The sequence below is a fragment of the Halomonas sp. 1513 genome, assembly GCA_001971685.1.
Taxonomy (GTDB): domain Bacteria; phylum Pseudomonadota; class Gammaproteobacteria; order Pseudomonadales; family Halomonadaceae; genus Franzmannia.
The window spans coordinates 1021459-1047573 of record CP019326.1 but is presented as its reverse complement, the minus strand read 5'-3'; the positions used below and the strand labels follow the sequence as shown (position 1 = coordinate 1047573).

The window sequence follows — 26115 nt, the reverse complement described above, 5'->3', positions numbered from 1 at the left end:
AAGGGGGTCAGGTCGTTGCATAGCGAATACGGTGGCAGAGCACCGTGCCGCCGCCCTGTACCAGGCGCGGCATCTCGTCGGGCAGGGAGGAGAAGGGCGTCTCGCCGCTGATCAGCGCATCGAGCCGCGGCTCGGCCAGCAGCCGCAGCGCAAGCTGCATGCGCCGGCGAAAGTCCCAGCGCGGCTGACGCTGGGGCGCGATGCCGCCCACCTGGCTGGAGCGCAGAGTCAGGCGCTGGGCGTGGAAGGCGCCGCCCAGCGGCAGTGCCACTGGCTGTTCGCCGTACCAGCTCATCTCGACCAGGGTGGCCTCGCGGGCGGCCACACGCAGCGCCGTGTCCAGCCCACCAGGGTGGCCGCTGGCATGGATCACCAGGTCGTTGTCGAGCGGCGCTTCATCGGGCAGGGCAAAGGGCACGCCCAGCGCCCGAGCCAGGCCGGCTCGCTCTGGCTCGATATCCACCAGGCACACCTGGGTACCGGGAATACCCTGGCATAGCCAAGCCACCAGCGCACCGACCACCCCGGCGCCGATCACGCAGATGCGATCTCCGAGCCCGGGCGCCGCGTCCCACACGCCGTTGATCGCCGTCTCGAGATTGGCCGCCAACACGGCGCGCTCGGGGGGAACGTCATCGGGCAGCGGATGCACGGCGCTGGCCGGCACCACGTAGCGCTGCTGATGCGGATAGAGGCAGAATACGGTGCGCCCGCGCAGCGTCTCAGGCCCCTCGACCACGCAACCCACGCTGGCGTAGCCGTACTTCAGCGGGCCTGGGAAGTCACCCTCCTGAAACGGCGCACGCATGCGCTGATACTCGCTGGGCGGTACCCGGCCGGTGAACACCAGCGATTCGGTACCCCGGCTCACACCGCTGTAAAGCGCCTCGACCACTACCTCATCCGGACCAGGCGCCTCCAGCGGCTCGCTGCGCAGCACACCGTGACCGGGAGCCAGCGTCCAGAAGGCCATGCTTGTCGTATAAGGCATATCGCGGTCCCGCTGTTAGTCGTGCTACTGAAGACGCGTTCTCGACATTTAGGTTTCAATATTTATACAATATATGTACTGGCAGGGTATTTTGCATCATTTTTCGCCAACGATACGGCGCTGGGCTAGGCTATTGGCAATAGGCCATACGCCGGCTGGCACGACAGACGTCCCCCTTCAGCTATAGCGCATAAGAGCCCCGCATGAGTCGTATTCTCTCTACTTCTACCGCCTTTCAGCGCCCGATAGCCGATCTGGCCGCAGGGCTCGCCGTTGTGCTGGTGCTGGCACAGTTAACTCAACATGCGCTGACCGCGCCGGGGTGGTTGGCCCTGACCAGCGCCCTGAGCTACCTCGTCATCGCCGTGCTGGTTGCCGCTGCCTGGACCGGAGAACTGCGCCATTTTGGCTGGGCCAACCGCGTGACGCTGCTGCGCGCGGCGTTGATCGCGCTGCTCGCCGGCAGCCTGTGGTGGCCCGTCCTGTGGCAGCAGCACACCGTCGCACTCGCCGGGATCGCTGCTGCCGCGCTGCTGCTCGACGGCATCGACGGCTGGGTGGCCAGGCGCACTGGATCCATCAGCGCCTTCGGTGCGCGCTTCGACATGGAGCTGGACGCTGGGCTTATTCTGCTGCTGTGCCTGGCACTGGTGGTGCTCGGCAAGGTCGGCAGCTGGGTGCTGCTGATCGGCGCCATGCGCTACGCCTTCGTGTTCAGCGGCCAGCGCTGGCCCTGGCTGCAGGCAGCGCTGCCGGAGAGCCTGCGCCGCAAGGCGATCTGCGTGGTTCAGGTGGTCGCCCTGATGGTGGCTCTGCTGCCCGGGGTGTCGGCCGCGCTGGCCAGCCTGCTGACTGCCACCGCACTGCTGTTGCTGAGCCTCTCCTTCGCCGTGGACGTTCGCTGGCTTTACCGCCGCCAGTGATTCAACGCTGAGCGATAGGCGCTGGCGAGAGGCCGGAGAGGGGGTTCTATGCCATGGATGGCATAGGTAGCGCCCAGGGAGGGGTTCACAGCGCCCCCTCGCAGGCCTCTCGCCGGAATCGCCTCGTGCTGCATCAGTAGGCTAGCAACTTTCCACTGGCCTGCTAGACTGGCACCACGCTTGACGGGGTGTCGGTGAATTCCGGCTGAGATGGCGCAGGGGTAGGTCGAGCTCTCGACAACACCCAAGCACTGGTCCCGTTGAACCTGATCCGGCTCGTACCGGCGTAGGAATCAAGCGGTGGCCAGGCACACCAGCGTTTCGCCCTTCGTGCGGCCCCTCTCCCTTCGCCCGTGCACCGGATTGCCATATCGCTTCCGGAGGCAAGATGGGCTACCGCTTTACCGACCTCACTGCAGCCTGCCAGGACGACTGGCGCGCCTATATCGAGCACGACTTCGTGCGCCAGCTGGGCCAGAGTCGCCTCGCCGATGACGCCTTTCGCCACTATCTCAAGCAGGACTACCTGTTCCTGATCCACTTCGCCCGTGCCTATGCCCTGGCCGCCTACAAGAGCCCGACGCTGGCCGACCTGCGCCAAGCCCATGACGGCTTGAAGGCCATCGTCGACGTCGAACTCGAGCTGCACGTCGGCTACTGCCGGGAGTGGGGCATCAGCGAGCAGCAGCTGGCCGAACTGCCGGAAGCGCGTGCCACCCTCGCCTATACCCGCTACGTGCTCGACACCGGCAATCGCGGCGACCTGCTCGACCTGCATGTGGCCCTGGCGCCCTGCCTGGTGGGCTATGGCGAGATCGCCAACTGGCTGAATGCTCAGCCGGATACCCTGCGCGGCGACGCCAACCCCTATGACGCCTGGATCGCCATGTACGAGGGCGAGGAGTTCCAGGCCGCCATGCGCGCCGAACTGGCATGGCTCGATGCGCGCCTGGCCGACGTCACGCCGGCCCGCTTCGACGCGCTGACGCGGATCTTCCGCGACGCGACGCGGCTCGAGATCGACTTCTGGCAGATGGGGCTGGATGGCAGCGATTGACTCCGCTGCCATCCAGCCGAAGTAGACCCGTTGCTGTTGCCACAGGGTGAGGGGCGCCGGGGGCAGGCCGAAGAGGAGGTTCTACGCCATGGATGGCGTAGGTAGCGTACAAGGAAGTATTTATAGCGCCTCCTCGTAGGCCTGCCGCCGGATCAGCCCCGGGCCAGAAGCAGAAAGGCAGCAACGTATGCAGTAGCAACCTGTCCGCCTTCGCCGGCGGGCACCACCACGCTTGACGGGGTGCCGTTGAAAACGGCTGAGATCATGCAGCGCAGCGCGCCGAAGCATGGATCCCGTTGAACCTGAACTGGCTAGGACCAGCGTAGGGATCAAGCGACACGCAGCCAGGGCATTCCGCCTGGCTGCCCCTGTCCTCCCAGCTGTCCTCCCTGACAACGCACAACCGCCGCAATACCCTAGGGAGAACACTCCATGAGCAAGACCCAGCACTTCCTCGCCGATACCGCCATGGTCGACGAGGCCGCCATCCAGCCGCTACCCGGCTCACGCAAGGTCCATATCGAAGGCTCACGCCCCGACATTCGCGTGCCCTTTCGCGAGATATCGCTATCACCCACCAAGACCTCCGGCGAGGACGAAGAGAACCCGCCGCTGCTGGTCTACGATACGTCTGGCCCCTACACCGACCCCGAAATCAGCGTCGATCTGCGCCGTGGCCTGCCGGAGCTGCGCCGCGCCTGGATCGAAGAGCGTGGCGACACCGAATTTCTCGACGGCCCCACCTCCGAGTACGGCAAGCGCCGCGCCAACGACCCCATGCTGGCCCAGCTGCGTTTCGACCTGAAGCGCACGCCACGGCGCGCACTCCCTACAAAAGATGGCCGGGTAGGAAACGTCACCCAGCTGCACTATGCCCGCCAGGGGATCATCACCCCGGAGATGGAGTTCATCGCCATTCGCGAGAACCAGCGCCGCCAGGCGCTCGGCACCGAGGAAGTCGAACGCATTCTGGGCCACCAGCACCCGGGGCAGGGCTTCGGCGCACGCCTGCCGGAAGAGATCACCCCGGAGTTCGTGCGTGCCGAAGTGGCCGCCGGGCGGGCGATCATCCCCTGCAATATCAACCACCCTGAGTCCGAGCCGATGATCATCGGCCGCAACTTCCTGGTGAAAATCAACGGCAACCTGGGCAACTCAGCGGTCACCTCCTCCATCGAGGAAGAGGTCGACAAGATGACCTGGGGCATCCGCTGGGGCTCGGATACCATCATGGATCTCTCCACCGGCCAGAACATCCACGAGACCCGTGAGTGGATCATCCGCAACGCCCCGGTGCCGATCGGCACCGTGCCCATCTACCAGGCGCTGGAGAAGGTCAACGGCGTGGCCGAGGACCTCACCTGGGAGGTGTTCCGCGACACCCTGATCGAGCAGGCCGAGCAGGGCGTGGACTACTTCACCATCCACGCCGGCGTCTTGCTGCGCTACGTGCCGCTGACCGCCAAGCGTGTCACCGGCATCGTCTCCCGCGGCGGCTCGATCATGGCCAAGTGGTGCCTGTTCCATCACCGGGAGAGCTTCCTCTACACCCACTTCGAGGAGATCTGCGAGATCTGCAAGCAGTACGACGTGGCCTTCTCGCTGGGTGATGGCCTGCGCCCCGGCTCGGTGGCCGACGCCAACGACGAGGCCCAGATGGCCGAGCTCAAGACTCTGGGCGAGCTGACCCATATCGCCTGGAAGCACGACGTCCAGGTGATGATCGAGGGCCCCGGCCACGTGCCCATGCATCTCGTAAAGGAGAACATGGACAAGCAGCTGGAGTACTGCGACGAAGCGCCCTTCTACACCCTCGGCCCGCTGGTCACCGACATCGCCCCGGGCTACGACCACATCACCTCGGGCATCGGCGCTGCCATGATCGGCTGGTTCGGCTGCGCCATGCTCTGCTACGTAACGCCCAAGGAGCACCTGGGCCTGCCCAACAAGGACGACGTCAAGACCGGCATCATCACCTACAAGATCGCCGCGCACTCTGCAGATCTCGCCAAGGGGCACCCGGCCGCCCAGCGCCGCGACAATGCGCTGTCCAAGGCGCGCTTCGAGTTCCGCTGGGAGGACCAGTTCAATCTCGGCCTGGACCCGGATACCGCCCGCGAGTACCACGACGAGACCCTGCCCAAGGACTCCGCCAAGGTGGCGCACTTCTGCTCCATGTGCGGGCCGAAGTTCTGCTCGATGAAGATCAGCCAGGAGGTTCGCGACTACGCTCGCGACAACGGCCTCGATGGCGATCAGGAAGCGGTGATGAAGGGCATGGAGGAGCAGGCGGATAAATTCAGGAAGGCGGGGGCCGAGCTCTACAAGGAGGTGTGACGACCGCCAGACACGACGCAGGGGCCTGATGGCCCCTGCGATATTGCGCGGTCAAGCGGCTCGCTTACTTCTTGAGCTTGTCCTTGACCTCGCCCTTGCCCTTCTGCAGGTCACCCTTGGCCTGCTGTGCCTTGCCCTTGGCCTGGGTCTCGGTGCTGCCGGTCGCCTTGCCCGCTGCTTCCTTGACCTTGCCACCGGCCTTGTTGGCAGTACCCTTCGCCTTGTCTGTCTTTCCATTGGTCATGATCAACACCTCGAATCCGTGAGTGCAGTAAAAGCGCTGCGTAACCGCCTGGGCCGACGGCACAGACGTTCAGCGCCACCTACAGCATAGGCGCTTTATGGAACTGGGCGTCGATAACCTGGGCTATTCGATGGCGTTATGGTCAGGACGAGACGCCGAACCCTCTGATGCTGGCCACGAAATCGCTGAAGCGCTCCCCCTGAATCAGCACATGCTCGCGAAGCGTTTGCTCGGCGGCCTGGGCATTGCCCTGCTGGATCGCCGCAACAACCTCGCGATGCTCCCCCAGCGAGTTGCTCATGCGCTGGCGAACCTGCAGCTGCAGGCGCCGGTAAGGCTTCAGGCGTTGCTTGAGACGGCGCGCCTCATCGGCCAGAAAGGCATTGTGGCTGGCGACATAGATGCACTCGTGGAAGGCCTCGTTCTCGTAATAGTACTCGTCGGTATCGCCCGCCTCTGCCGCCGCCTCGCAGCGCGCCAGGGTCGCGGCGAGCGAGGCGAGCTCGGTGGTCGTGATACGCCGCGCGGCCAGACGCCCGCACATGCCCTCCAGCTCGGCCATGACTTCGAACATCTCGATCAACTGATCTAGCCCTATCTTGGCCACGAAGGTCCCCCGCTTGGGCGACACCGTCAGCAGCCCGCTGGCCACCAATTGCTGGATCGCCTCGCGGACTGGCGTGCGCGAGACCTCGAAGCGGCGCTCGAGAGCTTCGGGATCGACACGCTCTCCGGGCGCCAGACGCCCATTGATGATGTCGTCTTCCAGCGCATCCCTTAGCCGCTGCGCACTGGAACGCTTGGCGCCGGTCATTTGAACTCTCCCCTCATCTGCCCACTCAGCAGCCCAGAGCAGCCCAGGCTGCGTCCATATGCAGTGCCACAAACTTGACAGTAGTACATAAAATCCCTATTGATATATACATCAAGCGCACATGATAAATTCTTTATCGCTTGCCATATAAGAATAAAACGTCCACCGCTTGAGGTGAATCACGCCAGCCACAGGGAGCGGCCCAACGCCGCCCGGCCATGGACGTACAACAACACCCATTCCCTGACAGCGAGACACTTCATGATCAAACAACTTGGCGATACTTTTTCGCGTTTCTCCGAACGCTATATGCCCGAGCCGATCATCTTCGCCGTGCTATTGACTATCGTTACCTTCCTGCTCGGCCTGATACTCACCGACAGTGGCCTGCTGGCCATGGTCGACCACTGGTATGAGGGCTTCTGGGACCTGCTCTCCTTCACCATGCAGATGGTCTTGATTCTGGTCACAGGCCACGCCTTGGCAACGGCCCCTGCCGTCAAGAAGTGGATCCAGCGGCTTGCCTCTCAGCCTGCCAGTAGCGCCCAGGCGGCGGCTCTGACCGCACTGATTGCCTGCGTTTTCTCCTGGTTCAACTGGGCACTGGGGCTGATTGTAGGGGCTATCTTCGCTCTCGAGATCGGCAAGGCGGCACACCGCCAGGGCATCAAGCTGCACTACCCCCTGATCGTTGCGGCAGGCTACTCCGGCCAGATGGTCTGGCATATGGGGCCCTCCTCCTCCTCCGGGCTTACCGTGGCCACCAGCGGCCACTTCCTGGAAGACGCTATCGGCATCATCCCGATCACTCAGACCGCTTTCTCGAGCTATGCCCTGCTCAACAGCCTGATGCTGATTGCCGTGGTCGTACCCGTCACCTTCTATCTCATGTCGCCTCGCCGGGAGGATGAGATGGCCGGCATAGACGCCTATGCTCCTCAGTTCCTCAAAGAGGAGGAGCCTAAGCCACAGCAAGAAGATGATACTGATAGTATCGGCGCCCGCATGGATTCGGTGTGGTTCACGGTAGTCCTGCTGATCCTCGCTGGCAGCTATGCAATCATGCATTTCACACGCAATGGCTTTGACCTCAACCTCAACATCGTCAACTTTCTATTCCTATTCCTTGGCCTGGCCCTGCACAAGACCCCGGTTCGCTATATGAATGCGGTAACCGACGCGACCAGGGGGGCCAGCGGCATCATCCTTCAGTTCCCCTTCTATGGCGGCATCATGGGCATGGTGACGCTGTCTGGCCTTGCAGTGATCTTCGTCGATGCGATGCTCAGCATTGCTACGCCCCAGACCCTGCCTGTAATCAGCTGGTTCGCCGCAGGCCTGCTCAATATCTTCGTACCCTCCGGGGGCGGCCAGTGGGCCGTGCAAGGTCCAATCCTGATGGAGGTAGCCAAGGAGCTTGAAGTATCAGTCGGGCGTATTATCACCGCCTTTGGTGCCGGCGATACCTGGACCAACATGTTCCAGCCGTTCTGGGCACTGGCGCTGCTGGGTATTACCGGCGTCAAGGCACGTCATATCATGGGCTACTGCATGACGCTGCTGATCATTTCGATTCCGTTCTATGTGATCGGTTTGACCTTCTTCCCCTAAGCCGAGACGGGGGTAAAAGACCATGAACATGTCATTCCTGCAGGAGCTGTTCAACAACATCACCCAGCGCGACGCGCTGCTGTGGCGGCGCCAGGGCGATGCCGTCGTTCACGACCACAGCGTGCTAGTCGAGGTGTGCCACGATCTGCTGGAGAGTGACGGCGAAGCCTCCAGCATCACCCAGGCGAGCCGTGCGCTGGCGATCTACCAGCAACTCGATGACGACCACAAGATAGCGTTCTTCCACGCCCTGGCAGACGCGCTCGCTGCCGACCCGGCAGAGATCGACGCCGCCTACTCGGCCTACCGCGAAGCGCGAGACAACAGTAGCCTGCAGGCGCTGTTCGGTGCCTGTGAGCCACGTCGACAAGAGCTGTTCCGGCGCCTCAACCTGGCCAGTGGCGGCACCTACCAGTTGGTCAAGATGCGCGAGGACCTGCTCAGCCAACTCAAGGAGGCCCCCGCGCTACAGGCCATCGATGCCGATTTCGCCCACCTGTTCGGCTCCTGGTTCAACCGCGGTTTCCTGGTGCTCAGACGTATCGACTGGAACACCCCAGCATCTATCCTGGAGAAGATCATCCGCTACGAGGCGGTACACGAGATCCAGGACTGGGACGATCTGCGCCGACGCCTCGACGCCCGCCACCGCCGCTGCTTCGCCTTTTTCCATCCGGCGATCGGCGACGAACCGCTGATTTTCGTTGAAGTGGCGCTGCACAAGGGGCTACCGAGCCGCATCCAGCCGATCCTGGCCGGCGAAGACACCGGCGTGGAAGAGCCCGAGGACGCAGATACCGCGGCCTTCTTTGGCATAAGCAACTGCCAGACCGGCCTGCGCGGCATATCGTTTGGCAACTTCCTGATCAAGCAGGTGGTCCAGGAACTCAAGCAGGAGCTACCACAGGTCAAGCACTTCGTTACGCTGTCGCCGGTGCCCGGCTTCGCCGAGTGGCTGAACGAGCAGCGTGAGAGCGACAGCCTTACCAGTGCTACGCGCAACGCGCTCGAGGCACTAGAAACACCAGACTGGCATCGACAGCCCGAACTCGCCGATCAGTTGGCCGCCATCATAAAGCCCTTGGCGGCAAGGTATCTGATGGAGGCCAAGCACCGCAGTGGACTGCCGCTCAACCCAGTGGCTCGCTTCCACCTCGGCAACGGGGCGCAGCTGCATCGCATCAACTGGCTCGGTGACACCTCTGACAAAGGACTTAGCCAAGCCGCCGGGTTGATGGTCAACTACCTCTACGTGCTCGATGACATCGAGCGCAACCATGAAAACTACAGCGCCAACGCCAGTGTGGCACGCTCCAGCGAGGTCAAGGATCTCGCCAAGCGCGCTCGGAAGCTGATCACCGGAGACAGTCCCACATGAACCACAACCTCTTCGCGACCTTTGCCGAGCGCATGCAGGCGCGCGGCGACGCCGACTTCATCAACACCCGCGAAGGGCGGGGTTACTCCTACGCCGATGCCCTCACAGAGAGCGCCCGCCTGGCCGGCGCCCTGGGAGAGCTGGGCGTAACGCCAGGCGACCGGGTCGCGGTGCAGGTCGACAAGAGTCCCGAGGCGATCCTGCTCTACCTCGCCTGCCTGCGCAGCGGAGCGGTCTACCTGCCGCTCAATACCGGCTACACCGGTGAGGAGATTCGCTACTTCCTCAACGACGCCGAGCCGGCACTGTTCGTCTGCCGCCCCGCCGCCTTGGACGAGGCGCGCCAACTCGCCGCCGAGACCGGCTGCCCCGCCGTGGAAACGCTGGGCAGCGCTGCCGACGGCAGCCTGATGGACAAGGCCGCGGCGGCCACGCCCCGCGAAGCGATCGCCGAACTCGGCGAGCGCGACCTGGCGGCGATCCTCTACACCTCGGGCACCACCGGGCGCTCCAAGGGCGCCATGCTCACCCACCGTAACCTCGGCTCCAACGCCGCGACCCTGGCCGACGCCTGGCACTTCACTGCCCAAGACCGACTGATTCACGCCCTGCCGATCTTCCATACCCACGGCCTGTTCGTGGCCTGCAACGTTACCCTGATGGCGGGCTCGAGCATGCTGTTCCTGCCGAAGTTCGATGCCGATGTGATCGTCGAGGAACTGCCCCGAGGCACGGTGATGATGGGCGTGCCGACCTTCTATACCCGCCTGGTACAGGACCCGCGCCTGACGCCTGAGCTGACCGCCAACATGCGCCTGTTCGTCTCCGGCTCGGCGCCGCTCACCGCCGAGACCCACCAGGCCTTCGAGGCCATGACCGGCCACGCCATCCTCGAGCGCTACGGCATGACCGAGACCAACATGAATATCTCCAACCCCTATCACGGCGAGCGTCGTGCCGGCACGGTGGGCATGCCGCTGCCCGGCGTGGAGATGCGCATCACCGACCGCGAGAGCGGCGCCGAGGTGCCCCAGGGCGAGATCGGCATGCTGCAGATCCGCGGGCCCAACGTCTTCATCGGCTACTGGCGGATGCCCGAGAAGACCCGCGAGGAACTGCTCGAGGATGGCTTCTTCATCACCGGCGACCTGGCCATGCGCGACGAGCGGGGCTATGTGCATATCGTCGGACGCGACAAGGACCTGGTGATCTCCGGCGGCTACAACGTCTACCCCAAGGAGGTCGAGCAGCTGATCGACGAACTCGATGGGGTGCAGGAGTCGGCGGTGATCGGCCTGCCCCATCCCGACTTCGGCGAAGGCGTCACCGCGGTGGTGGTGCGCCAGGCGGGGGCCACCCTCGACGAGGGCGAGGTGCTCGCGCACCTGGGCGGCCGGCTGGCCAAGTACAAGCAGCCCAAGAAGGTATTCTTCGTCGACAGCCTGCCGCGCAACACCATGGGCAAGGTGCAGAAGAACCAGCTGCGCCGCGAGTACGACGCCACCTACCGCTGAGCGACGTGCGATTCCTCGCCACCAACGACCGCGCCCCCGGCCAATGGCCGGGGGCGCGGTGATATCACACCTGACGCAAGCGCTTAGAAGCGATAGCGCAGGCCGACGCTGGCGGCGTCGAAGGTGTAATCCGACTTGTCGAGATAGCGCATGTAGTCGGCCCCCACCGAGAGGTTCTGGGCCACGTCGAATTCCGCCCCGGCGCCGTAGGAGAAGCCGCTCTGGCGGTCGACGTCGAAATCGACCTCGGTGAAGCCGGCCAGGCCGTAGAGGCGGATCTCGTCGGCCACCGGCAGAATACCCTTGGCATAGGCACCCACCAGGTAGTCGAGCTCCACCGGGCCGTCGGAACCACCGCCGCCGAGATGCCCCTCGACCGCGAAGTAGTCGTTGATCTGGGCGCCGCCGCGCAGACGCAGGCCCACGTCATCACGGCTGGTGCCCTGGTCGGGGTTGAGATCCCAGAACATGGCGTCACCGCCGACATAGCCCTGCGGGTAGAAGGTCTGCGCCTGCTGGGCGTGAGCCGCGCTGGCACCCACGGCGGCGATCATGGCGATAGCGCTTGCCGAAAGTAGTCTCTTCATCACACACACCTCCTGTTTGAAAACAGCGTTTTCTAACTCGCGGTAAGTGTGGATCACCGTTCGACGAAAGACAAATGAGAGAACTTCATTTTCACCGTTCGTGCACTAAGTGTCGCCCAGCCTCTTCAGGCGCGACGCGATAGCCCTAGAACGACTATCCCACCCAGCACGATGGCCCCGCCCAGCAGTTGGATCGGGCCGAGCATCTGCCCCAGCACCAGATACCCCAGCACCAGCGAGGCGACCGGCTCGATGTTCATCACCGGGGCATTGCGCGCCATGTTCAGCCGCGGCAACGACACGAACAGCATCGAGAAGCCGATGCCGTAGAGCAGTGCCAACGCCGTGAGGCCGCTCCAGCCGCTGGCCGTGGCGGGCAGCGCAAGGCCGCCGGGCACCAGCCCGGCCACGCCGGCAACCAGCATGCTGAGCAGCACCACGCCCATGGTCAGGAAGGTTCGCAGGGTATTGCTGACCCGCGCCAGGCGCCGGTCGGTGATCCACAGCGCGCAGGAGAACACCGCCGCCGCACCGATGCCGAAGGCCACCCCGGAGACCCAGTCGTCGCCCATCTGCGCCGGGTCGGCGAGCCAGGTGGGCACGTCGAGCACCACCACCAACCCCACCAGGATGACCGCCATGATCAGGGTCGCACGCAGCGTCGGGCGGGCGCCGCCCAGCGCCCAGGTCAGCAGCGCCAAGAGGATCGGAAAGGTGTTCATCAGCAGCAGCGCCACCGCCACCGGCAGCCGCGCCACCGCCGAATAGAGAAACAGGCTCTGCAGCGCGATCAGCAAGCCGACGCCGAGCTGCCAGGGCCAGCTTCCGGCGGGCAGCGTCAGCGGCCTGCGCTTGACCGCCAGCAGCACACCCAGCACCACCAGCGCCAGGCTCGAACGCGCCATGATCGCCAGCAGCAGGCCGGTGCCATCGTCGAACGCCAGTCTCGCCGCCACATGGTTGGCGGCAAACAGGCATGCCACACTGAGCAGCAGCAGGATGGCCAGGTGACGAGGCAGCAGTGCAGCGTTGGGGTCGGTCGCGGGCATTCGGTCATCCAATCGATAGCAGGCTAATTCAATTGAGTATCAGAGCATAAATCCCACGCCAAACCCAGTGCTGCAGCGTAGGGATTACCGCTATCGGTTCAGGCGCCAGTGGAAAATGTTATACTAAGGTCTAATGCTCTCGTTCGATACGCTACAGGTCGCGCTATGCAAGCTCCCGTTCTGGTCATCAACTGCGGTTCCTCCTCCATCAAGTACGCGCTGATTCCCGCCGACGACACGCCGCGCCTGGAGGGCATCGCCGAGCGGCTGGGCAGCCAGGGGGCTCGCCTCAAGGCCAAGGATGCCCGGGGCGAGGTGCACGAGGTGGCGCTGCCGGGGGCCGACCACGCCACGGCACTGGCGGCGATCTTCGCCCGCCTCGACGGCCACACCCCGCTGGCCGTGGGCCATCGCATCGTCCACGGCGGCGAGCACTTTACCCGTGCCTCACGGCTCGACGACGAGGTCATCGCCGCGGTGGAGGCAACCTCGGCGCTGGCCCCACTGCACAACCCGGCCAACCTGGCCGGCATCGCGGCGGCCCGGGAGCTCTACCCCGAGCTGCCCCAGGTCGGCGTCTTCGATACCGCCTTCCACCAGAGCCTGCCGGCCCACGCCTACCGCTACGCGCTGCCGGCGTCGCTGTATCGCGAGCACGGCATTCGCCGCTACGGTTTCCACGGCACCAGCCACGCCTTCGTTAGCCAGCGCGCCGACGCCCTGGCCGGCGGTAGCGACCACGGCTGGCTCACCGCCCACCTCGGCAACGGCTGTTCCACCTGCGCGGTATGGCAGGGCCAGAGCCGCGACACCAGCATGGGCCTGACGCCGCTGGAGGGCCTGGTGATGGGCACCCGTAGCGGCGATGTCGACCCCGGGCTGCACGCGCACCTGCATCGTCAGCTGGGCTGGTCGCTGGACGAAATCGACGCCATGCTCAATCAGCGCAGCGGCCTCGAGGGGCTGTCGGAGCTGACCAACGACATGCGCGAACTGGAGGCCGCCGCCGAGCGCGGCCACGCCGGCGCCAGCCTGGCGCTGGAAGTGTTCTGCTATCGCATCGCCAAGTCGCTGGCGGCGCTCTCCTGTGCGCTGCCGACGCTGAGCGGGCTGATCTTCACAGGCGGCATCGGCGAGAATTCGCCCCGCGTACGCGCCAAGGTGATCGCCGCCCTGCCGCACTTCGGCCTGAACCTGGATGACGCCGCCAACCGGGCCACCCTGCGCGGACGCGAGGGCCGCATCGACGCAGGCGACGGCCCCCTGCTGTGGGTGATCCCCACCGACGAGGAGGGCCAGATCGCCCACGAGACCCGCCAACTGCTGGAGCGCCAGGCATGACCCCGCTACCCGATAACCGCCAGGTCCAGACCCTGCTACTGGTGCCCACCTCGGTGGGCGCCGGCCTCACCTCGGCCTGCCTGGGGCTGATCCAGGCGCTCGACTTCATCGGCATGAAGGCCGGTTTCCTCAAGCCGTTCATGCAGCGCGAGCTCAACGGCAGCGGCCCCGACCGCTCCAGCGCCCTGGTCGCCCGCGCCCTGGGCCGCACGCCGCCGGAGCCGATCACCCAGGAGCGCCTCGAACGCCTGCTGCGCGAGGACCAGCTCGACGAGCTGCTGGAGTCGGTGATCGAGCTGCATCAGCAGGCCGCTAGCCTAGCCGATGCCACCCAGGACATCGTGGTGGTCGAAGGCCTGGTGCCCACCGAGCACAGCACCTACGCCAACCAGCTCAACGCCCAGTTGGCCCACGCCCTCAATGCTCGCATCATCTTCGTCGGCAGCGGTGACCTGGCCGATCCCCGCGAGCTGGCCGATCAGCTCGACATGCACTCGCGCAGCTTCGGCGGGGTCAGCTCGACGCGCACCATGGGCTGCATCCTGATGCGCATGAAGGGCCTGCCCGCGCCGCCGGCCAGCGAGCAGCCGATCGCCCCGGGCACCGCCAACGTGACCCTCGACGCCGGACTACTCGAGGAGCTGCGCCGCCACTCCCCGGCGCTGGCCACCGACCGCTTCCACCTGATCGGCGTGGTGCCCTTCAGCGACACCCTCAGCGTGCCACGCACCCGGGATGTCGCCGAGGCGCTCGGCGCGCGCTGGCTCAACCAGGGCGAGGCCGCCAGTCGGCGGGTGCTGAGCACCAGCCTGTGCGGGCGCAGCGCCGCCCATGCGCTGAATGCCTTCAAACCCGGCAGTCTGATCGTCACCTCCGGTGACCGCGACGACATCGTACTCGCCGCGGCGCTGATGACCATGAACGGCACGCCGCTGGCCGGGGTGATGCTGACCAACGGCTACCTGCCCAACGACGACATGATCGACGCCTGCCGTCCGGCGCTGAAGACCGGGCTGCCGGTGCTGGCGGTGGATACCGACAGCTTCACCACGGTGCAGAACCTGACCCGGATGAGCAACGAGATCCCCGCCGACGACCTGGAGCGTGCCGAGCAGGTGGCCCATTTCGTCGCCGCGCATATCGACCTGCAGTGGCTCAAGGATCATCTCAGCCGCGGCTATGTCCGGCGCCTGTCGCCGTCGGCGTTTCGCCATCAGCTGGTCAAGAAGGCCCAGCAGGCGCACAAGCGTATCGTGCTGCCTGAGGGCAGCGAGCCGCGCACCGTGGAGGCCGCCGCGCTGTGCCAGCGCCGCGGCATCGCCGACTGCGTGCTGCTGGCCAAGCGCGAGGAGGTCGAGAGCGTGGCGCGCAGCCGCGGCATCGAGCTCCCCGAGGGGCTCGAGATCATCGACCCGGAAAGCATCTATCACGACTACGTCGCCGACATGGTCGAGCGCCGCCGTGGCAAGATCAACGAGCCGATGGCCGAGGCCCAGCTGCAGGACACGGTGGTGCTGGGCACCATGATGCTGCATCGCGGCGAGGTCGACGGCCTGGTCTCGGGGGCGGTGCACACCACCGCCAATACCGTGCGTCCGGCATTCCAACTGATCAAGACCGCCCCGGACTACCGCCTGGTGTCGTCGATCTTCTTCATGCTGCTGCCCGAGCAGGTGGTGGTCTACGGCGACTGCGCGGTCAACCCGGACCCCGACGCCGAGGCGCTGGCCGAGATCGCCATCCAGAGCGCGCGTTCGGCCAAGGCCTTCGGCATCGAGCCCAAGGTGGCGATGATCAGCTACTCCACCGGCGAGTCGGGCACCGGCTCCGACGTCGACAAGGTCCGCGAGGCGACCCGCATCGCCCGCCAGCGCGACCCCGAGCTGCTGATCGACGGCCCGCTGCAGTACGACGCCGCGGCAATCGACAGCGTCGGCAAGCAGAAGGCGCCCGACTCGCCGGTGGCCGGCCGGGCCACGGTGTTCGTGTTCCCCGACCTCAACACCGGCAACACCACCTACAAGGCGGTGCAGCGCAGCGCCAAGGTGGTCAGCGTGGGGCCAATGCTGCAGGGCCTCAACAAGCCGGTCAACGACCTCTCGCGGGGCGCCCTAGTCGACGACATCGTCTACACCATCGCACTGACCGCCATCCAGGCCGCACAGTAGATTTTGCTGCTGATACCGCCCATCTCGACAGCATCCGCCTGGCTCCCCGGGCGCGATGCCCTTAGGCTAGAGCTATCCACGCCACGCTGATACCAAGAGGCTGACCATGCCCGGACTACTGCCCGACGTCGACCCCGACGGCCTGCTCGAATACTCGGTGGTCTACACCGACCGCTCGCTCAATCACATGTCGCAAGCCTTCCAGGGCGTGATGAACGACGTCTCGACGACCCTCAAGCGCGTCTACGGCGCCGCGGGGGTGGCCATCGTGCCGGGCAGCGGCACCTTCGGCATGGAAGCCGTGGCGCGCCAGTTCGCCGCCGGCAACAAGACCCTGACGATCCGCAACGGCTGGTTCAGCTACCGCTGGACGCAGATCCTCGAGATGGGCGATCTTCCCGCCAGCGCCACGGTGCTCAAGGCGCGCCGCCAGGGCGACGGTGCCCAGGCGCCGTTCGCGCCGGTGCCCATCGACGAGGCCGTCGCCACCATCGAGGCCGAACGCCCCGACGTGGTGTTCGCGCCCCACGTCGAGACCTCCGCCGGCATGCTACTGCCCGACGCCTATATCCGCCGCCTGGCCGATGCCGTGCATGCCGTTGGCGGCCTGCTGGTGCTCGACTGCATCGCCTCCGGCACGCTGTGGGTGGACATGCAGGAGACCGGCGTCGACGTGCTGATCAGTGCGCCGCAGAAAGGCTGGAGCGGCTCGCCGGGCTGCGCCATGGTGATGATGTCGCCGCTCGCCCTGGAGCGCCTGGCGACCACCACCAGCTCGAGCTTCGCCGCCGACCTGCGCAAGTGGTACGAGATCATGCAGGCCTACGAGAGCGGTGGCCACGCCTATCACGCCACCATGCCCACCGACGGCCTGCGCCGGCTGCGCGAGATCATGGCCGAGACCGAGGCCTACGGCTTCGACAAGGTGCGTGACGAACAGCTCGAGCTGGGTGAGCGGGTACGCGGGCTGCTCGCCGCCCACGGCTTCAAGAGCGTCGCCGCGCCAGGCTTCGAGGCGCCGGGCGTGGTGGTCAGCTACTGCGACGATGCCGGCATCGCCGCCAAGTTCGCCGCCGCCGGCCTGCAGGTCGCCGGCGGCGTGCCGCTGATGTGCGATGAGGGCGACGACTTCCGCACCTTCCGCATCGGCCTGTTCGGCCTCGACAAGCTGCACCACGTCGAGCGCAGCGTGGCCGCGCTCGAGTCGGCGCTTACCCGCCTGAACTGAGGCGGGTTAAGCCCGCGCGGCGCCTTGCGGCGCCGCGCGTTCAGGTTCCGCTGAGTCCACCCCGCGGCATGAAGCCGAGGTGATTCTCGACCCGGGTCACGCCGCTGACGTTCTCGGCGGCCACCTGTACCGCCAGCTTCTCCTGCTTGCTCTCCACCAGCCCCCATAGCTGCACTTCACCGCCGCTGACCATCACGTTGAGGTGATCGGTCATCACATTGGTGTTGTCCTTGAGCTCCTTGATGATCGCGGCGCGGATGTCGCGATCATCGCTGCTCGGCGCCTGCGCTTGGCTGACTCCCGCCATGGCCAAGCCGTGTAGCAGGTTGGCGCGGCTGACGATACCCACCAGGCGGCCATCGCGGACCACCGGCACGCGCTTGATATGGTGCTTCTCGAGCAGCTTGGCCACTTCACCGAGGGGAGTGTCCTCGGCGACGGTCACCGGGTTGGGGGTCATGATCTCCCCCGCCTTGCGGCCGTGGGACTTGACGTACTCGCCGGCGCTCTGGGTGCCGCTGAACAGGTTGGTCAGCCACCACGAACTGCGCCGCTCGGTGCCGGTCTCGACCCGGCGCATCAGGTCGCCCTCACTGACGATACCCAGCACCTCGTCCTGGGCGCCGACCACCGGCACCGCACTGATGCGCTGCTCGAGCAGCAGTCCGGCGATTTCGCGCACCTCGGTATCCACCGAGACGCTGATCACATCGTGGGTCATGACATCGAAGGCTTGCATGGTGAGGTCCTCCTCAACGCGGCGACGAACCATCGTCCCCTGATCCCTTGAGCTTAGCAGCCGGGCGAGATCAACGACCTTGATCCACGACAAGCGCGGCACTCAACGCAACGGGAAATTTCCTCTCGGCACCGCCATGGCCTAGAGTGGGAGAATCGCTCACTTGCCACGGGATGGATGCATGAACGTAGAAGAACGCAAGACCGCCGCCACACCGAGTTCTCAGCGCCAGCAGCTGTCGCTATTTGCACGCAACTTCTTCAAGCATCCCAAGATGCTGGGATCGATCATACCCAGCTCACCGTTCCTGATTCGCCGCCTGCTCGAGCCCGTGGACTGGGAGCGCGCCAGGGTGATCGTCGAGTACGGTCCCGGCGTTGGCACCATCAGCCGCGAAATCCTGCGCCGCATGCACCCCGAAGCAATCCTGGTGGCCATCGAGACCAACGAGGATTTCGTCGACTACCTGCGCACCGCGCTACCCGACCCGCGCCTGCAGCTGGTGCCGGGCTCGGCGGAGGACGTGGCGACGATTCTCGCCGAGCGCGAGCTCTCCGCCGCCGACTACGTGGTTGCCGGCATTCCTTTCAGTACCATGCCGGAGGGCCTGCGTCACGGCGTGCTCAACGCCACCCGCGAGGCTCTCGCCGCCCACGGCGAGCTGCTGATCTATCAGTTCTCCCCCAAGGTCCTGCCCGATCTTCAGCGCACCTACCAGAAGGTGCGGCGCGGCTTCGAGCCGCTCAACATCCCGCCTGCCCAGGTCTACTTCTGCCAGCCGTGAACCGCTGCGGCTCTCAGGCCACCATCACCCGCGGCGGCTGACGCTCGCCGCCGTCCCGGGTATTCAGCGCCGGTGCCGCCTTGGCATCGGTGACCACCATGTCGAAAGCGCCAAGCTCGGCAAATAGCGCGGGACGCACGATGCCCAGCTTGCTGGCATCGACCACCAGGATACGGTAGCGGGCACTCTCGATGGCCGCCTGCTTGGGCGCCACCTCGTGGAAATGGAAGCAGCTCACGCCGCGCTCCAGGTCAACGCCCGCCGCCGAGATGAATGCCTTGTTGATCCCCAGCCGCCGCACCGCGTCGTACATCTCGCCGCTGCCGAACGATTGTGAACTGTGGTGATAGAGCCCGCCCAGCAGCACCAGCCGAACATTGGGCAGGCTGCCCACCGCATTGGCCACGTTGAGCGCATAGGTCACCACGGTCAGTTCCTCGAACTCACCGAGCATGCCCAGCAGCGGCATCAGGGTGGTGCCGCAGTCGATGAACAGCGTATCGCCTTCGGCGATGAACGACGCCGCGCCCTGGCACAGCCGCTGCTTGGCCAGGTAGTGACTGCCGCGCTGCTCGTCGAGGTCGTAGAGCGGCGCGAACTGCGGGTTGTCGGCCATCATCAGGTGGCCACCCAGAAAGGTCATGGCCCCGTCGCTGGCCGCCACGTCGCGGCGAATGGTCATTTCCGAGACGCCGCACAGCTTGGCCGCCTCGCTGAGATGAATGGTACCGCCCCCGGCCAGGACATCCTGTAGCCGGGCCAGGCGCATGGCGCTTCGGCCGTTCATCTAACCCCCACCTCCAGATCGATATGACGTGTCGCTCCATGCTGAGCCAGGCGTCGACGAATTTCCACTGCGGCGCTGTCCCAGGCGCTGTCCCAGGCACTGTCCCAGGCGCTGTCCCAGGCGCTGTCCAGCGTCGAAAGCACACCACGCGGGACGCCCCAGCACAAAGAATGTTAGAAAAATAACAGCACATGTTATAGATTTCACAGAACCACCGCCCCTCGCTCACCAGCCCGACTCGAAGGATCTCCTATGACACTCCTTATGAGCCTGGTCGGGATGACCACCCTCATCCTGATCGCCCTTGCGTTCTCCTCCGACCGCCGCGCCATCCGCCTGCGCACCGTGGGCGGCGCCTTCGCCATCCAGGCCAGCATCGGCGCCTTCGTGCTCTATGTGCCGTTCGGCCAGACCGTGCTCTACGCGATTTCCGACGCCGTCAGCCAGGTGGTGACCTACGCCAACGACGGCATCGACTTCCTGTTCGGCGGCCTGGCCGATACCGACACCGTCGGCTTCGTGTTCGCCATCAAGGTGCTGCCGGTGATCATCTTCTTCTCGTCGCTGATCGCCGTGCTCTACTACATCGGCATCATGCAGTGGGTGATCCGCATCCTCGGCGGCGCGCTGCAGAAGGCGCTGGGCACCTCGCGCACCGAGTCGCTGTCGGCCACCGCCAACATCTTCGTCGGCCAGACCGAAGCGCCGCTGGTGGTGCGTCCCTTCATTGCGCGCATGACCCCCTCGCAGTTGTTCGCGGTGATGTGCGGCGGGCTGGCCTCGGTGGCCGGCTCGGTGCTGGCCGGCTATGCCGCGCTGGGCATCCCCATGGAGTACCTGGTGGCCGCCTCCTTTATGGCCGCCCCGGGCGGGCTGCTGTTCGCCAAGCTGATCATGCCCGAGACCCAGGAGCCCGAAGACAGCGTCTCCGAGGCCGAGGAGCGTCTCAAGGAGGAGGAGGACCGCCCCGCCAATGTACTCGACGCCGCCGCGGCAGGCGCCACCTCGGGCCTCAAGCTGGCCGCCAACGTGGGTGCCATGCTGCTCGCCTTCATCGGCCTGATCGCGCTGATCAACGGCATGCTGGGCGGCATCGGCGGCTGGTTCGGCGCCGAGTGGCTGAGCCTGGAGCTGATCCTCGGCTGGCTGTTCGCGCCGCTGGCCTTTCTGCTCGGCGTGCCCTGGGAAGAGGCGACCCTGGCCGGCTCCTTCATCGGCCAGAAGCTGGTGGTCAACGAGTTCGTCGCCTATATCAACCTGGCGCCCTACCTCGACGGCGAACAGGTGGTGGCCGCCACCGGTCAGGCGATGAGCGCCCACACCATGGCGATCCTGTCGTTCGCGCTGTGCGGCTTCGCCAACCTGTCGTCGATCGCCATTCTGCTCGGCGGCCTCGGCAGCATCGCCCCGAGCCGCCGCCACGACATCGCCCGCTTCGGCCTCAAGGCGGTGCTCGCCGGCACCCTCTCCAACCTGATGTCGGCCTCCATCGCCGGCTTCTTCCTGGCCCTGGGGGCCATGGGCTGACCCGCGATACCATGAACGAGCGCTGCGGCCACGCCGCCGCAGCGCCACTGCACGCCTCTCAATGACGCCACGGACACTGCCATGACCGATACTCCCCTTCAGGCCGACGCCCGCCGGGCGCTGGCCCTCATGGACCTGACCAGCCTCAACGCCGACGACAGCGACGCCAGCATCGCCGCACTCTGCGCCCAGGCCGATACCCCAGCCGGTGCTCCCGCCGCGCTGTGCGTCTATCCGGCCTTCATTGCCGCCGCCCATCGCGGGCTCAGCGAGCGCGGCCTGCGCCAGCGGGTCAGGATCGCCACCGTCACCAACTTCCCCGCCGGCGGCGACGACATCGCCCGCGCCGCGCGCGAGACCCGTGACGCCGTCGCCGCCGGCGCCGACGAGGTCGACGTGGTATTCCCCTACCGCGCGCTGATGGCCGGCCAGCAGACGCTCGGCCGCGATCTGGTCGCTGCCTGCAAGGCCGCCTGCGGCGAGGCGACCCTCAAGGTGATCCTCGAGACCGGCGAGCTGGCCACGCCGTCGCTGATCCGCCAGGCCTGCGAGCTGGCCATCGCCGGCGGCGCCGACTTCCTCAAGACCTCCACCGGCAAGGTGCCGGTCAATGCCACCCTCGAGTCCGCCGAGCTGCTGCTAGAGGCGATCAAGCGCAGCGGCACCGATGTCGGTTTCAAGGCCGCCGGTGGCGTGCGCAGCGCGCAAGACGCCGCCGCCTATCTGGCGCTGGCCGAGCGCATCATGGGCGCCGACTGGGTGACCCCGGCGCACTTCCGCTTCGGCGCCTCGAGCCTGCTCGACAACCTGCTCGAGACCCTGGGTGTCGAACAAGCCGTCGAGGCGCCAGGGTCGGGTACCCCGGGAGGCTACTGATGCTGCCCCAGGAGCTGATACGCGCCAAGCGCAACGGCCAGGCGCTGCCGGCCGAGGCGCTGCGTACTTTCATCCAGGCCATCGCCAGTGGCCAGATCGGCGATGCCCAGATCGGCGCCTTCGCCATGGCCGCCTACCTCAACGGCATGGACGACGCCGAGACGGTGGCGCTGACCGAGGCGACCCGCGACTCCGGCCAGGTGCTCGCCTGGGACGACCTCGACCTGCCCGGTCCGGTGCTCGACAAGCACTCCACCGGCGGCGTCGGCGATTTGGTGTCGCTGGTGCTGGGCCCATGGGTCGCCGCCTGCGGCGGCCATGTGCCGATGATCTCCGGGCGCGGCCTGGGCCACACCGGCGGTACCCTCGACAAGCTCGAGGCGATCCCCGGCTACGACATCGGCCCCGACCAGGCGCGCTTCCGGCGCTTGGTCAAGGAGGTCGGGGTGGCGATCATCGGCCAGACCGCCGACCTGGCCCCCGCCGACAAGCGCCTCTATGCGGTGCGCGACGTCACCGCCACGGTGGAGTCGATGCCGCTGATCGTCGCCTCGATCCTGGGCAAGAAGCTGGCCTGCGGCCTCGATGCTCTGGTGATGGACGTCAAGAGCGGCAGCGGCGCCTTCATGCCCACCCACGAGGCGTCGCTCGAGCTGGCCACGCGCATCGCCGAGGTCGCCAGCCAGGCCGGCACGCCGACCACCGCGCTGGTCACCGACATGAGCCAGCCGCTGGCGCCCTGCGCCGGCAACGCCGTGGAGATCCGCGAGACGCTGCGCCTGCTGCGCGGCGATGCAGGCGACAGCCGGCTGCTCGAGGTAACCCGCGCCCTGGCCGTGGAAATGCTGCTGCAGGGTCGGCTGGCCGAGGATCGCCATGACGCCGAGCATAAACTCGAGCGGGCGCTGGCCTCGGGCGCCGCCGCCGAGCGCTTCGCGCGCATGGTGGCCGGGCTCGGCGGCCCCGCCGACCTGCTCGAACGCCCCGCCCGCTATCTGGCCGAGGCGCCACTGCGCGTCACCGTGCACGCCGAGGCGCCGGGCATCGTGCAGCGCCTGGATACCCGCGCGCTGGGCATGGCGGTGGTCGAGCTCGGCGGCGGCCGCCTGCAGGCGGGTGCCGCCATCGACCACCGCGTCGGCCTCAGCGAGATCGCCGCCATCGGCGAACAGGTCGACGCCGAGCGTCCGCTGGCGGTGATTCACGCCCGCGACGAGGCCAGCGCCGAACGCGCCGTCGCCCAGCTGCGCGCCGCCATTACCCTGGGCGACGCCGCCGCGACGCCGCCCATGCTGATACACGACGCTATTCGTCGGGAGGCTTCATGACCCGTGCCATCGTCCTGGTGCTCGACTCCTTCGGCATCGGCGCCGCCCCGGACGCCGCCGCCTTTGGCGACGCCGGCGCCGACACCCTGGGCCATATCGCCGCCGCCTGCGCCCGCGGCGAGGCCGACACCTCGCAGCGCGCCGGGCCACTCGCGCTGCCCAACCTGGCGCGCCTGGGGCTGTTCCACGCCCACCGCGACAGCAGCGGCAGCCTAGCGGCGGGCATCACGCTACCCGCTCGGCTCGCAGGCGCCTACGGCCACGCCCGGGAGATCTCCTCGGGCAAGGACACCCCCTCCGGCCACTGGGAGATCGCCGGCGTGCCGGTGCGCTTCGCGTGGGGTTACTTCGCGGATGAACAGCACAGCTTTCCCGCCGCGCTGCTCGAGGCGCTGATCGATGAAGCCGAGCTGCCCGGCGTGCTCGGCAACTGCCACGCCTCGGGCACCGAGATCATCGCCCGGCTCGGCGAGGCGCACGTCGCCAGCGGCAAGCCGATCGTCTACACCTCGGCGGACTCGGTGTTCCAGATCGCCGCCCATGAGCAGCACTTCGGCCTCGAGCGCCTCTACCGGCTGTGCGAGATCGCCCGCGAACTGCTCGAGCCCTACAATATCGGCCGGGTGATCGCGCGGCCCTTCGCCGGCGACGACGCGGCGAGCTTCCAGCGTACCGCCAACCGCCGCGACTACAGCGTCGAGCCGCCCTCGCCCACCGTGCTGCAGCGGCTGCATGACGCCGGCGGCGAGGTGGTCTCGGTGGGCAAGATCGCCGATATCTACGCCCACTGCGGCATCGGCCGGGCGGTCAAGGCCAGCGGCCACGATGCGCTGATGGACGCCACCCTGGCCGAGGTGGCGCGCAGTGCCACCCGGGCGCCGGGCGAGCGGGTGCTGATCATGACCAACTTCGTCGATTTCGACATGCTCTACGGCCACCGCCGCGATGTGGCCGGCTACGCGGCGGCACTCGAACGCTTCGATGCCCGCCTGCCCGAGCTGCTGGCACGCCTCGACGCCGACGACCTGCTGATCCTCACCGCCGACCACGGCTGCGACCCCACCTGGCGCGGCACCGACCACACCCGCGAGTACGTGCCGGTACTGGCTCGCGGCGCCGGCCTGGCGCCGGGCCCGCTGGGCGAGCGCAACAGCTTCGCCGATATCGGCCAGAGCCTGGCCAGCCACTTCGGCCTGGCGCCCATGGCCGACGGCAAAAGCTTTCTCTCTACCCCCATCCAAGGAGCCTCGTGATGGCCACTCCGCATATCGACGCCGAACGCGGCGACTTCGCCGACACCGTGCTGATGCCCGGCGACCCGCTGCGCGCCCAGTACATCGCCGACACCTTCCTCGACGACGTGCGCCAGGTGAACAGCGTGCGCAACATGTACGGCTACACCGGCCGCTACAAGGGCCGCGAGATCTCGGTGATGGGCCACGGCATGGGCATCCCCTCGGTCTCGATCTACGCCAAGGAGCTGATCACCGACTACGACGTCAAGACGCTGATCCGGGTCGGTTCCTGCGGCGCGGTGCGCGATGACATCAAGGTCCGCGACGTGGTGATCGGCATCGGCGCCTGCACCGATTCCAAGGTCAACCGGCTGCGCTTCAACGACCACGACTTCGCCGCCATCGCCGACTTCGAGCTGACCCGCCATGCGGTGGATGCCGCCGCCGCCAAGGGCGTTCCGGTCAAGGTCGGCAATATCTTCTCCGCCGACCTGTTCTACAACCCTCAGACCGAGATGGTCGAGCTGATGCGCCGCTACGGCATCGTCGGCGTGGAGATGGAGGCCGCCGGCCTCTACGGCGTGGCCGCCGAGTTCGGCGCCCGGGCGGCAACGGTGTGCACGGTGTCGGACCACATCGTGCGCGGCGACTCGCTGTCCAGCAGCGAACGCCAGAACACCTTCGATGAGATGATGGAGATCGCCCTCGAGGCGGTACTGCGCGACGACGCCGCACGCCACTCAACAGGGGTAACGCCATGAGCGAGGTATCGCGGGATATCGTCGAACGCCTGCGGGAGATCCAGGGGCACGCCTATGTGCCCTACTCCCGGCATCCGGTCGCCGCACTGGTGGAGAGCGACGACGGCAGCCAGTTTCTCGGCTGCAACGTCGAGATCGCCAACTACAAGGGGCTGTGTGCCGAGGCCTCGGCCATCGCCGCCATGGTCGGCAGCGGCCGCCAGCAGATTCGCCAGGTCTATGTGATGGGCCCCGGCGAACACCTGTGCACGCCCTGCGGCGACTGCCGCCAGCGCATCCGCGAATTCGCCGGCCGCGACACCCGCATCGACGTCCTCGACGCCAACGGCCGGCACCTCAAGTCCTACAGCATGGACGAACTGCTGCCCGACTCCTTCGGGCCGGAGAACATCGGCAAGCCCTCGCCGATGTCGTCAGGCTGACGCCCCGAAGCGCTTGTGCAGGTAGGCGTTGATGGCGTCCGACTCGTAGAGCCACTCGACGCTGCCATCGTCGTGGGTGATATGCAGGCACGGCACCTTGACCTTGCCGCCGCCCTCCTGCAGCGCCTGGCGGTGGTCGGGGTCGAGCTGGGCGTCGCGGATTTCGATCTTGAGCCCCAGCCGGGCGATCTCCTTGCGCACCTTGATGCAGAACGGGCAGGTGCGGAACTGGTAGAGCGCCAGCGATTCACAGGCGCGATCCACCTCGGCCTGCTGCTCATCGGTGCGCTCTACCGATTGCGGCGTGCTGAGCTTCTCGGCGATCAGCATCACCGGGGCCAGCAGCAGTCGCAGGGTGCGGAAGAAATAGCGTAGTACGAGCCTCATAGGCGAGTCTGTCCAGTCGAAAATGTC

Annotated in this window: 24 protein-coding genes and 2 riboswitches; of the genes, 16 read left to right on the top strand and 8 right to left on the bottom strand. The window is 66.5% G+C overall.

Features of this window, described 5'->3' with window-relative positions; translation table 11 throughout:
- Positions 1 to 7: 7 nt before the first annotated feature.
- On the bottom strand, positions 8 to 991 hold the full coding sequence (locus BWR19_04820; protein ID APX92314.1) for a dehydrogenase: 984 nt from the start codon (positions 989 to 991) through the stop codon (positions 8 to 10).
- A 203-nt stretch (positions 992 to 1194) separates the two neighbouring features.
- Here BWR19_04820 and BWR19_04815 point away from each other — a divergent pair, with 203 nt between their 5' ends.
- From BWR19_04815 to BWR19_04805, 3 genes are all read left to right on the top strand, one after another.
- Positions 1195 to 1914, top strand: coding sequence for a hypothetical protein (locus BWR19_04815; protein ID APX92313.1), 720 nt, complete (start codon positions 1195 to 1197; stop codon positions 1912 to 1914).
- A 174-nt stretch (positions 1915 to 2088) separates the two neighbouring features.
- A riboswitch (TPP riboswitch) is annotated at positions 2089 to 2224 on the top strand.
- 78 nt (positions 2225 to 2302) lie between these two features.
- Complete coding sequence (locus BWR19_04810) at positions 2303 to 2971, top strand: thiaminase II (protein ID APX92312.1); 669 nt, start codon at positions 2303 to 2305, stop codon at positions 2969 to 2971.
- A 226-nt stretch (positions 2972 to 3197) separates the two neighbouring features.
- A riboswitch (TPP riboswitch) is annotated at positions 3198 to 3317 on the top strand.
- 86 nt (positions 3318 to 3403) lie between these two features.
- A complete protein-coding gene (locus tag BWR19_04805; GenBank protein APX92311.1) occupies positions 3404 to 5308 on the top strand; it encodes a phosphomethylpyrimidine synthase ThiC in 1905 nt (634 codons plus the stop codon).
- Between the two features lie 64 nt (positions 5309 to 5372).
- On the opposite strand, the gene BWR19_04800 is transcribed toward BWR19_04805, so the two are convergent.
- Complete coding sequence (locus BWR19_04800) at positions 5373 to 5552, bottom strand: CsbD family protein (protein APX94900.1); 180 nt, start codon at positions 5550 to 5552, stop codon at positions 5373 to 5375.
- Between the two features lie 142 nt (positions 5553 to 5694).
- The gene (locus BWR19_04795) at positions 5695 to 6366 is read right to left on the bottom strand and encodes a GntR family transcriptional regulator (GenBank protein ID APX92310.1); all 672 of its coding nucleotides are present in this window, start codon (positions 6364 to 6366) and stop codon (positions 5695 to 5697) included.
- A 261-nt stretch (positions 6367 to 6627) separates the two neighbouring features.
- Here BWR19_04795 and BWR19_04790 point away from each other — a divergent pair, with 261 nt between their 5' ends.
- From BWR19_04790 to BWR19_04780, 3 genes are read left to right on the top strand one after another with little or no spacing between them, the layout of a single operon-like run.
- Positions 6628 to 7977 (top strand): hypothetical protein, encoded by a 1350-nt coding sequence (locus tag BWR19_04790; protein ID APX92309.1) that lies wholly within the window; start codon positions 6628 to 6630, stop codon positions 7975 to 7977.
- A 22-nt stretch (positions 7978 to 7999) separates the two neighbouring features.
- Complete coding sequence (locus BWR19_04785) at positions 8000 to 9355, top strand: MCD, Malonyl-CoA decarboxylase MCD (GenBank protein ID APX92308.1); 1356 nt, start codon at positions 8000 to 8002, stop codon at positions 9353 to 9355.
- Positions 9352 to 10869: a malonyl-CoA synthase gene (locus BWR19_04780; protein APX92307.1), complete on the top strand. Its 1518-nt coding sequence runs from the start codon at positions 9352 to 9354 to the stop codon at positions 10867 to 10869. Before BWR19_04785 ends, BWR19_04780 begins: the two co-directional genes overlap by 4 nt.
- Positions 10870 to 10952: 83 nt before the next feature.
- Here BWR19_04780 and BWR19_04775 read toward each other — a convergent pair whose 3' ends face one another.
- Both BWR19_04775 and BWR19_04770 read right to left on the bottom strand, forming a co-directional pair.
- Positions 10953 to 11456, bottom strand: a complete 504-nt coding sequence (locus tag BWR19_04775) for a hypothetical protein (protein ID APX92306.1) — start codon at positions 11454 to 11456, stop codon at positions 10953 to 10955.
- Positions 11457 to 11581: 125 nt separating this feature from the next.
- Positions 11582 to 12505, bottom strand: coding sequence for an EamA family transporter (locus BWR19_04770; GenBank protein ID APX92305.1), 924 nt, complete (start codon positions 12503 to 12505; stop codon positions 11582 to 11584).
- Positions 12506 to 12670: 165 nt separating this feature from the next.
- Here BWR19_04770 and BWR19_04765 point away from each other — a divergent pair, with 165 nt between their 5' ends.
- From BWR19_04765 to BWR19_04755, 3 genes are all read left to right on the top strand, one after another.
- Positions 12671 to 13846: an acetate kinase gene (locus tag BWR19_04765; protein ID APX92304.1), complete on the top strand. Its 1176-nt coding sequence runs from the start codon at positions 12671 to 12673 to the stop codon at positions 13844 to 13846.
- Positions 13843 to 16014: a phosphate acetyltransferase gene (locus BWR19_04760; protein APX92303.1), complete on the top strand. Its 2172-nt coding sequence runs from the start codon at positions 13843 to 13845 to the stop codon at positions 16012 to 16014. Before BWR19_04765 ends, BWR19_04760 begins: the two co-directional genes overlap by 4 nt.
- Before the next feature lie 106 nt (positions 16015 to 16120).
- On the top strand, positions 16121 to 17242 hold the full coding sequence (locus BWR19_04755; protein ID APX92302.1) for a class V aminotransferase: 1122 nt from the start codon (positions 16121 to 16123) through the stop codon (positions 17240 to 17242).
- Positions 17243 to 17282: 40 nt separating this feature from the next.
- Here the strand turns inward: BWR19_04755 and BWR19_04750 are convergent, their stop codons facing one another.
- Complete coding sequence (locus BWR19_04750; protein ID APX92301.1) at positions 17283 to 17981, bottom strand: hypothetical protein; 699 nt, start codon at positions 17979 to 17981, stop codon at positions 17283 to 17285.
- 181 nt (positions 17982 to 18162) lie between these two features.
- On the opposite strand from BWR19_04750, the gene BWR19_04745 reads away from it, so the two are divergent.
- Positions 18163 to 18765 (top strand): methyltransferase, encoded by a 603-nt coding sequence (locus BWR19_04745; protein ID APX92300.1) that lies wholly within the window; start codon positions 18163 to 18165, stop codon positions 18763 to 18765.
- A 13-nt stretch (positions 18766 to 18778) separates the two neighbouring features.
- Here BWR19_04745 and BWR19_04740 read toward each other — a convergent pair whose 3' ends face one another.
- Positions 18779 to 19552 carry a DeoR family transcriptional regulator gene (locus tag BWR19_04740; protein APX92299.1) on the bottom strand — a complete coding sequence of 258 codons (774 nt, stop codon included), beginning with the start codon at positions 19550 to 19552 and terminating at the stop codon, positions 18779 to 18781.
- Positions 19553 to 19804: 252 nt separating this feature from the next.
- Here BWR19_04740 and BWR19_04735 point away from each other — a divergent pair, with 252 nt between their 5' ends.
- The 6 genes from BWR19_04735 to BWR19_04710 all read left to right on the top strand — a co-directional run bounded on the left by BWR19_04735 (position 19805) and on the right by BWR19_04710 (position 25701).
- The gene (locus BWR19_04735; protein ID APX92298.1) at positions 19805 to 21079 is read left to right on the top strand and encodes a nucleoside transporter NupC; all 1275 of its coding nucleotides are present in this window, start codon (positions 19805 to 19807) and stop codon (positions 21077 to 21079) included.
- Positions 21080 to 21160: 81 nt separating this feature from the next.
- The gene (locus BWR19_04730) at positions 21161 to 21955 is read left to right on the top strand and encodes a deoxyribose-phosphate aldolase (GenBank protein ID APX92297.1); all 795 of its coding nucleotides are present in this window, start codon (positions 21161 to 21163) and stop codon (positions 21953 to 21955) included.
- Positions 21955 to 23283 (top strand): thymidine phosphorylase, encoded by a 1329-nt coding sequence (locus BWR19_04725; protein APX92296.1) that lies wholly within the window; start codon positions 21955 to 21957, stop codon positions 23281 to 23283. Before BWR19_04730 ends, BWR19_04725 begins: the two co-directional genes overlap by 1 nt.
- Entirely contained in the window at positions 23280 to 24536 is a 1257-nt protein-coding gene (locus BWR19_04720) for a phosphopentomutase (protein APX92295.1), read from the top strand. Before BWR19_04725 ends, BWR19_04720 begins: the two co-directional genes overlap by 4 nt.
- Positions 24536 to 25279 (top strand): purine-nucleoside phosphorylase, encoded by a 744-nt coding sequence (locus BWR19_04715; GenBank protein APX92294.1) that lies wholly within the window; start codon positions 24536 to 24538, stop codon positions 25277 to 25279. Before BWR19_04720 ends, BWR19_04715 begins: the two co-directional genes overlap by 1 nt.
- Positions 25276 to 25701, top strand: coding sequence for a cytidine deaminase (locus BWR19_04710; GenBank protein ID APX92293.1), 426 nt, complete (start codon positions 25276 to 25278; stop codon positions 25699 to 25701). The genes BWR19_04715 and BWR19_04710 overlap by 4 nt, the downstream gene beginning before the upstream one ends.
- Here the strand turns inward: BWR19_04710 and BWR19_04705 are convergent.
- On the bottom strand, positions 25693 to 26088 hold the full coding sequence (locus BWR19_04705) for a glutaredoxin (GenBank protein ID APX92292.1): 396 nt from the start codon (positions 26086 to 26088) through the stop codon (positions 25693 to 25695). The genes BWR19_04710 and BWR19_04705 overlap by 9 nt on opposite strands.
- Between the last annotated feature and the right edge of the window lie 27 nt (positions 26089 to 26115).

What these genes read in the sequence shown, in the direction of transcription:
- BWR19_04710 (APX92293.1), top strand. Translation starts at nt 25,276, where the DNA reads ATGAGCGAGGTATCGCGGGATATCGTCGAACGCCTGCGGGAGATCCAG.
- BWR19_04800 (APX94900.1), bottom strand. Translation starts at nt 5,552, where the DNA reads ATGACCAATGGAAAGACAGACAAGGCGAAGGGTACTGCCAACAAGGCC.
- BWR19_04705 (APX92292.1), bottom strand. Translation starts at nt 26,088, where the DNA reads ATGAGGCTCGTACTACGCTATTTCTTCCGCACCCTGCGACTGCTGCTG.
- BWR19_04815 (APX92313.1), top strand. Translation starts at nt 1,195, where the DNA reads ATGAGTCGTATTCTCTCTACTTCTACCGCCTTTCAGCGCCCGATAGCC.
- BWR19_04785 (APX92308.1), top strand. Translation starts at nt 8,000, where the DNA reads ATGAACATGTCATTCCTGCAGGAGCTGTTCAACAACATCACCCAGCGC.
- BWR19_04745 (APX92300.1), top strand. Translation starts at nt 18,163, where the DNA reads ATGAACGTAGAAGAACGCAAGACCGCCGCCACACCGAGTTCTCAGCGC.
- BWR19_04760 (APX92303.1), top strand. Translation starts at nt 13,843, where the DNA reads ATGACCCCGCTACCCGATAACCGCCAGGTCCAGACCCTGCTACTGGTG.
- BWR19_04725 (APX92296.1), top strand. Translation starts at nt 21,955, where the DNA reads ATGCTGCCCCAGGAGCTGATACGCGCCAAGCGCAACGGCCAGGCGCTG.
- BWR19_04780 (APX92307.1), top strand. Translation starts at nt 9,352, where the DNA reads ATGAACCACAACCTCTTCGCGACCTTTGCCGAGCGCATGCAGGCGCGC.
- BWR19_04750 (APX92301.1), bottom strand. Translation starts at nt 17,981, where the DNA reads ATGCAAGCCTTCGATGTCATGACCCACGATGTGATCAGCGTCTCGGTG.
- BWR19_04795 (APX92310.1), bottom strand. Translation starts at nt 6,366, where the DNA reads ATGACCGGCGCCAAGCGTTCCAGTGCGCAGCGGCTAAGGGATGCGCTG.
- BWR19_04720 (APX92295.1), top strand. Translation starts at nt 23,280, where the DNA reads ATGACCCGTGCCATCGTCCTGGTGCTCGACTCCTTCGGCATCGGCGCC.
- BWR19_04735 (APX92298.1), top strand. Translation starts at nt 19,805, where the DNA reads ATGACACTCCTTATGAGCCTGGTCGGGATGACCACCCTCATCCTGATC.
- BWR19_04810 (APX92312.1), top strand. Translation starts at nt 2,303, where the DNA reads ATGGGCTACCGCTTTACCGACCTCACTGCAGCCTGCCAGGACGACTGG.
- BWR19_04775 (APX92306.1), bottom strand. Translation starts at nt 11,456, where the DNA reads ATGAAGAGACTACTTTCGGCAAGCGCTATCGCCATGATCGCCGCCGTG.
- BWR19_04820 (APX92314.1), bottom strand. Translation starts at nt 991, where the DNA reads ATGCCTTATACGACAAGCATGGCCTTCTGGACGCTGGCTCCCGGTCAC.
- BWR19_04730 (APX92297.1), top strand. Translation starts at nt 21,161, where the DNA reads ATGACCGATACTCCCCTTCAGGCCGACGCCCGCCGGGCGCTGGCCCTC.
- BWR19_04805 (APX92311.1), top strand. Translation starts at nt 3,404, where the DNA reads ATGAGCAAGACCCAGCACTTCCTCGCCGATACCGCCATGGTCGACGAG.
- BWR19_04740 (APX92299.1), bottom strand. Translation starts at nt 19,552, where the DNA reads ATGAACGGCCGAAGCGCCATGCGCCTGGCCCGGCTACAGGATGTCCTG.
- BWR19_04755 (APX92302.1), top strand. Translation starts at nt 16,121, where the DNA reads ATGCCCGGACTACTGCCCGACGTCGACCCCGACGGCCTGCTCGAATAC.
- BWR19_04790 (APX92309.1), top strand. Translation starts at nt 6,628, where the DNA reads ATGATCAAACAACTTGGCGATACTTTTTCGCGTTTCTCCGAACGCTAT.
- BWR19_04770 (APX92305.1), bottom strand. Translation starts at nt 12,505, where the DNA reads ATGCCCGCGACCGACCCCAACGCTGCACTGCTGCCTCGTCACCTGGCC.
- BWR19_04765 (APX92304.1), top strand. Translation starts at nt 12,671, where the DNA reads ATGCAAGCTCCCGTTCTGGTCATCAACTGCGGTTCCTCCTCCATCAAG.
- BWR19_04715 (APX92294.1), top strand. Translation starts at nt 24,536, where the DNA reads ATGGCCACTCCGCATATCGACGCCGAACGCGGCGACTTCGCCGACACC.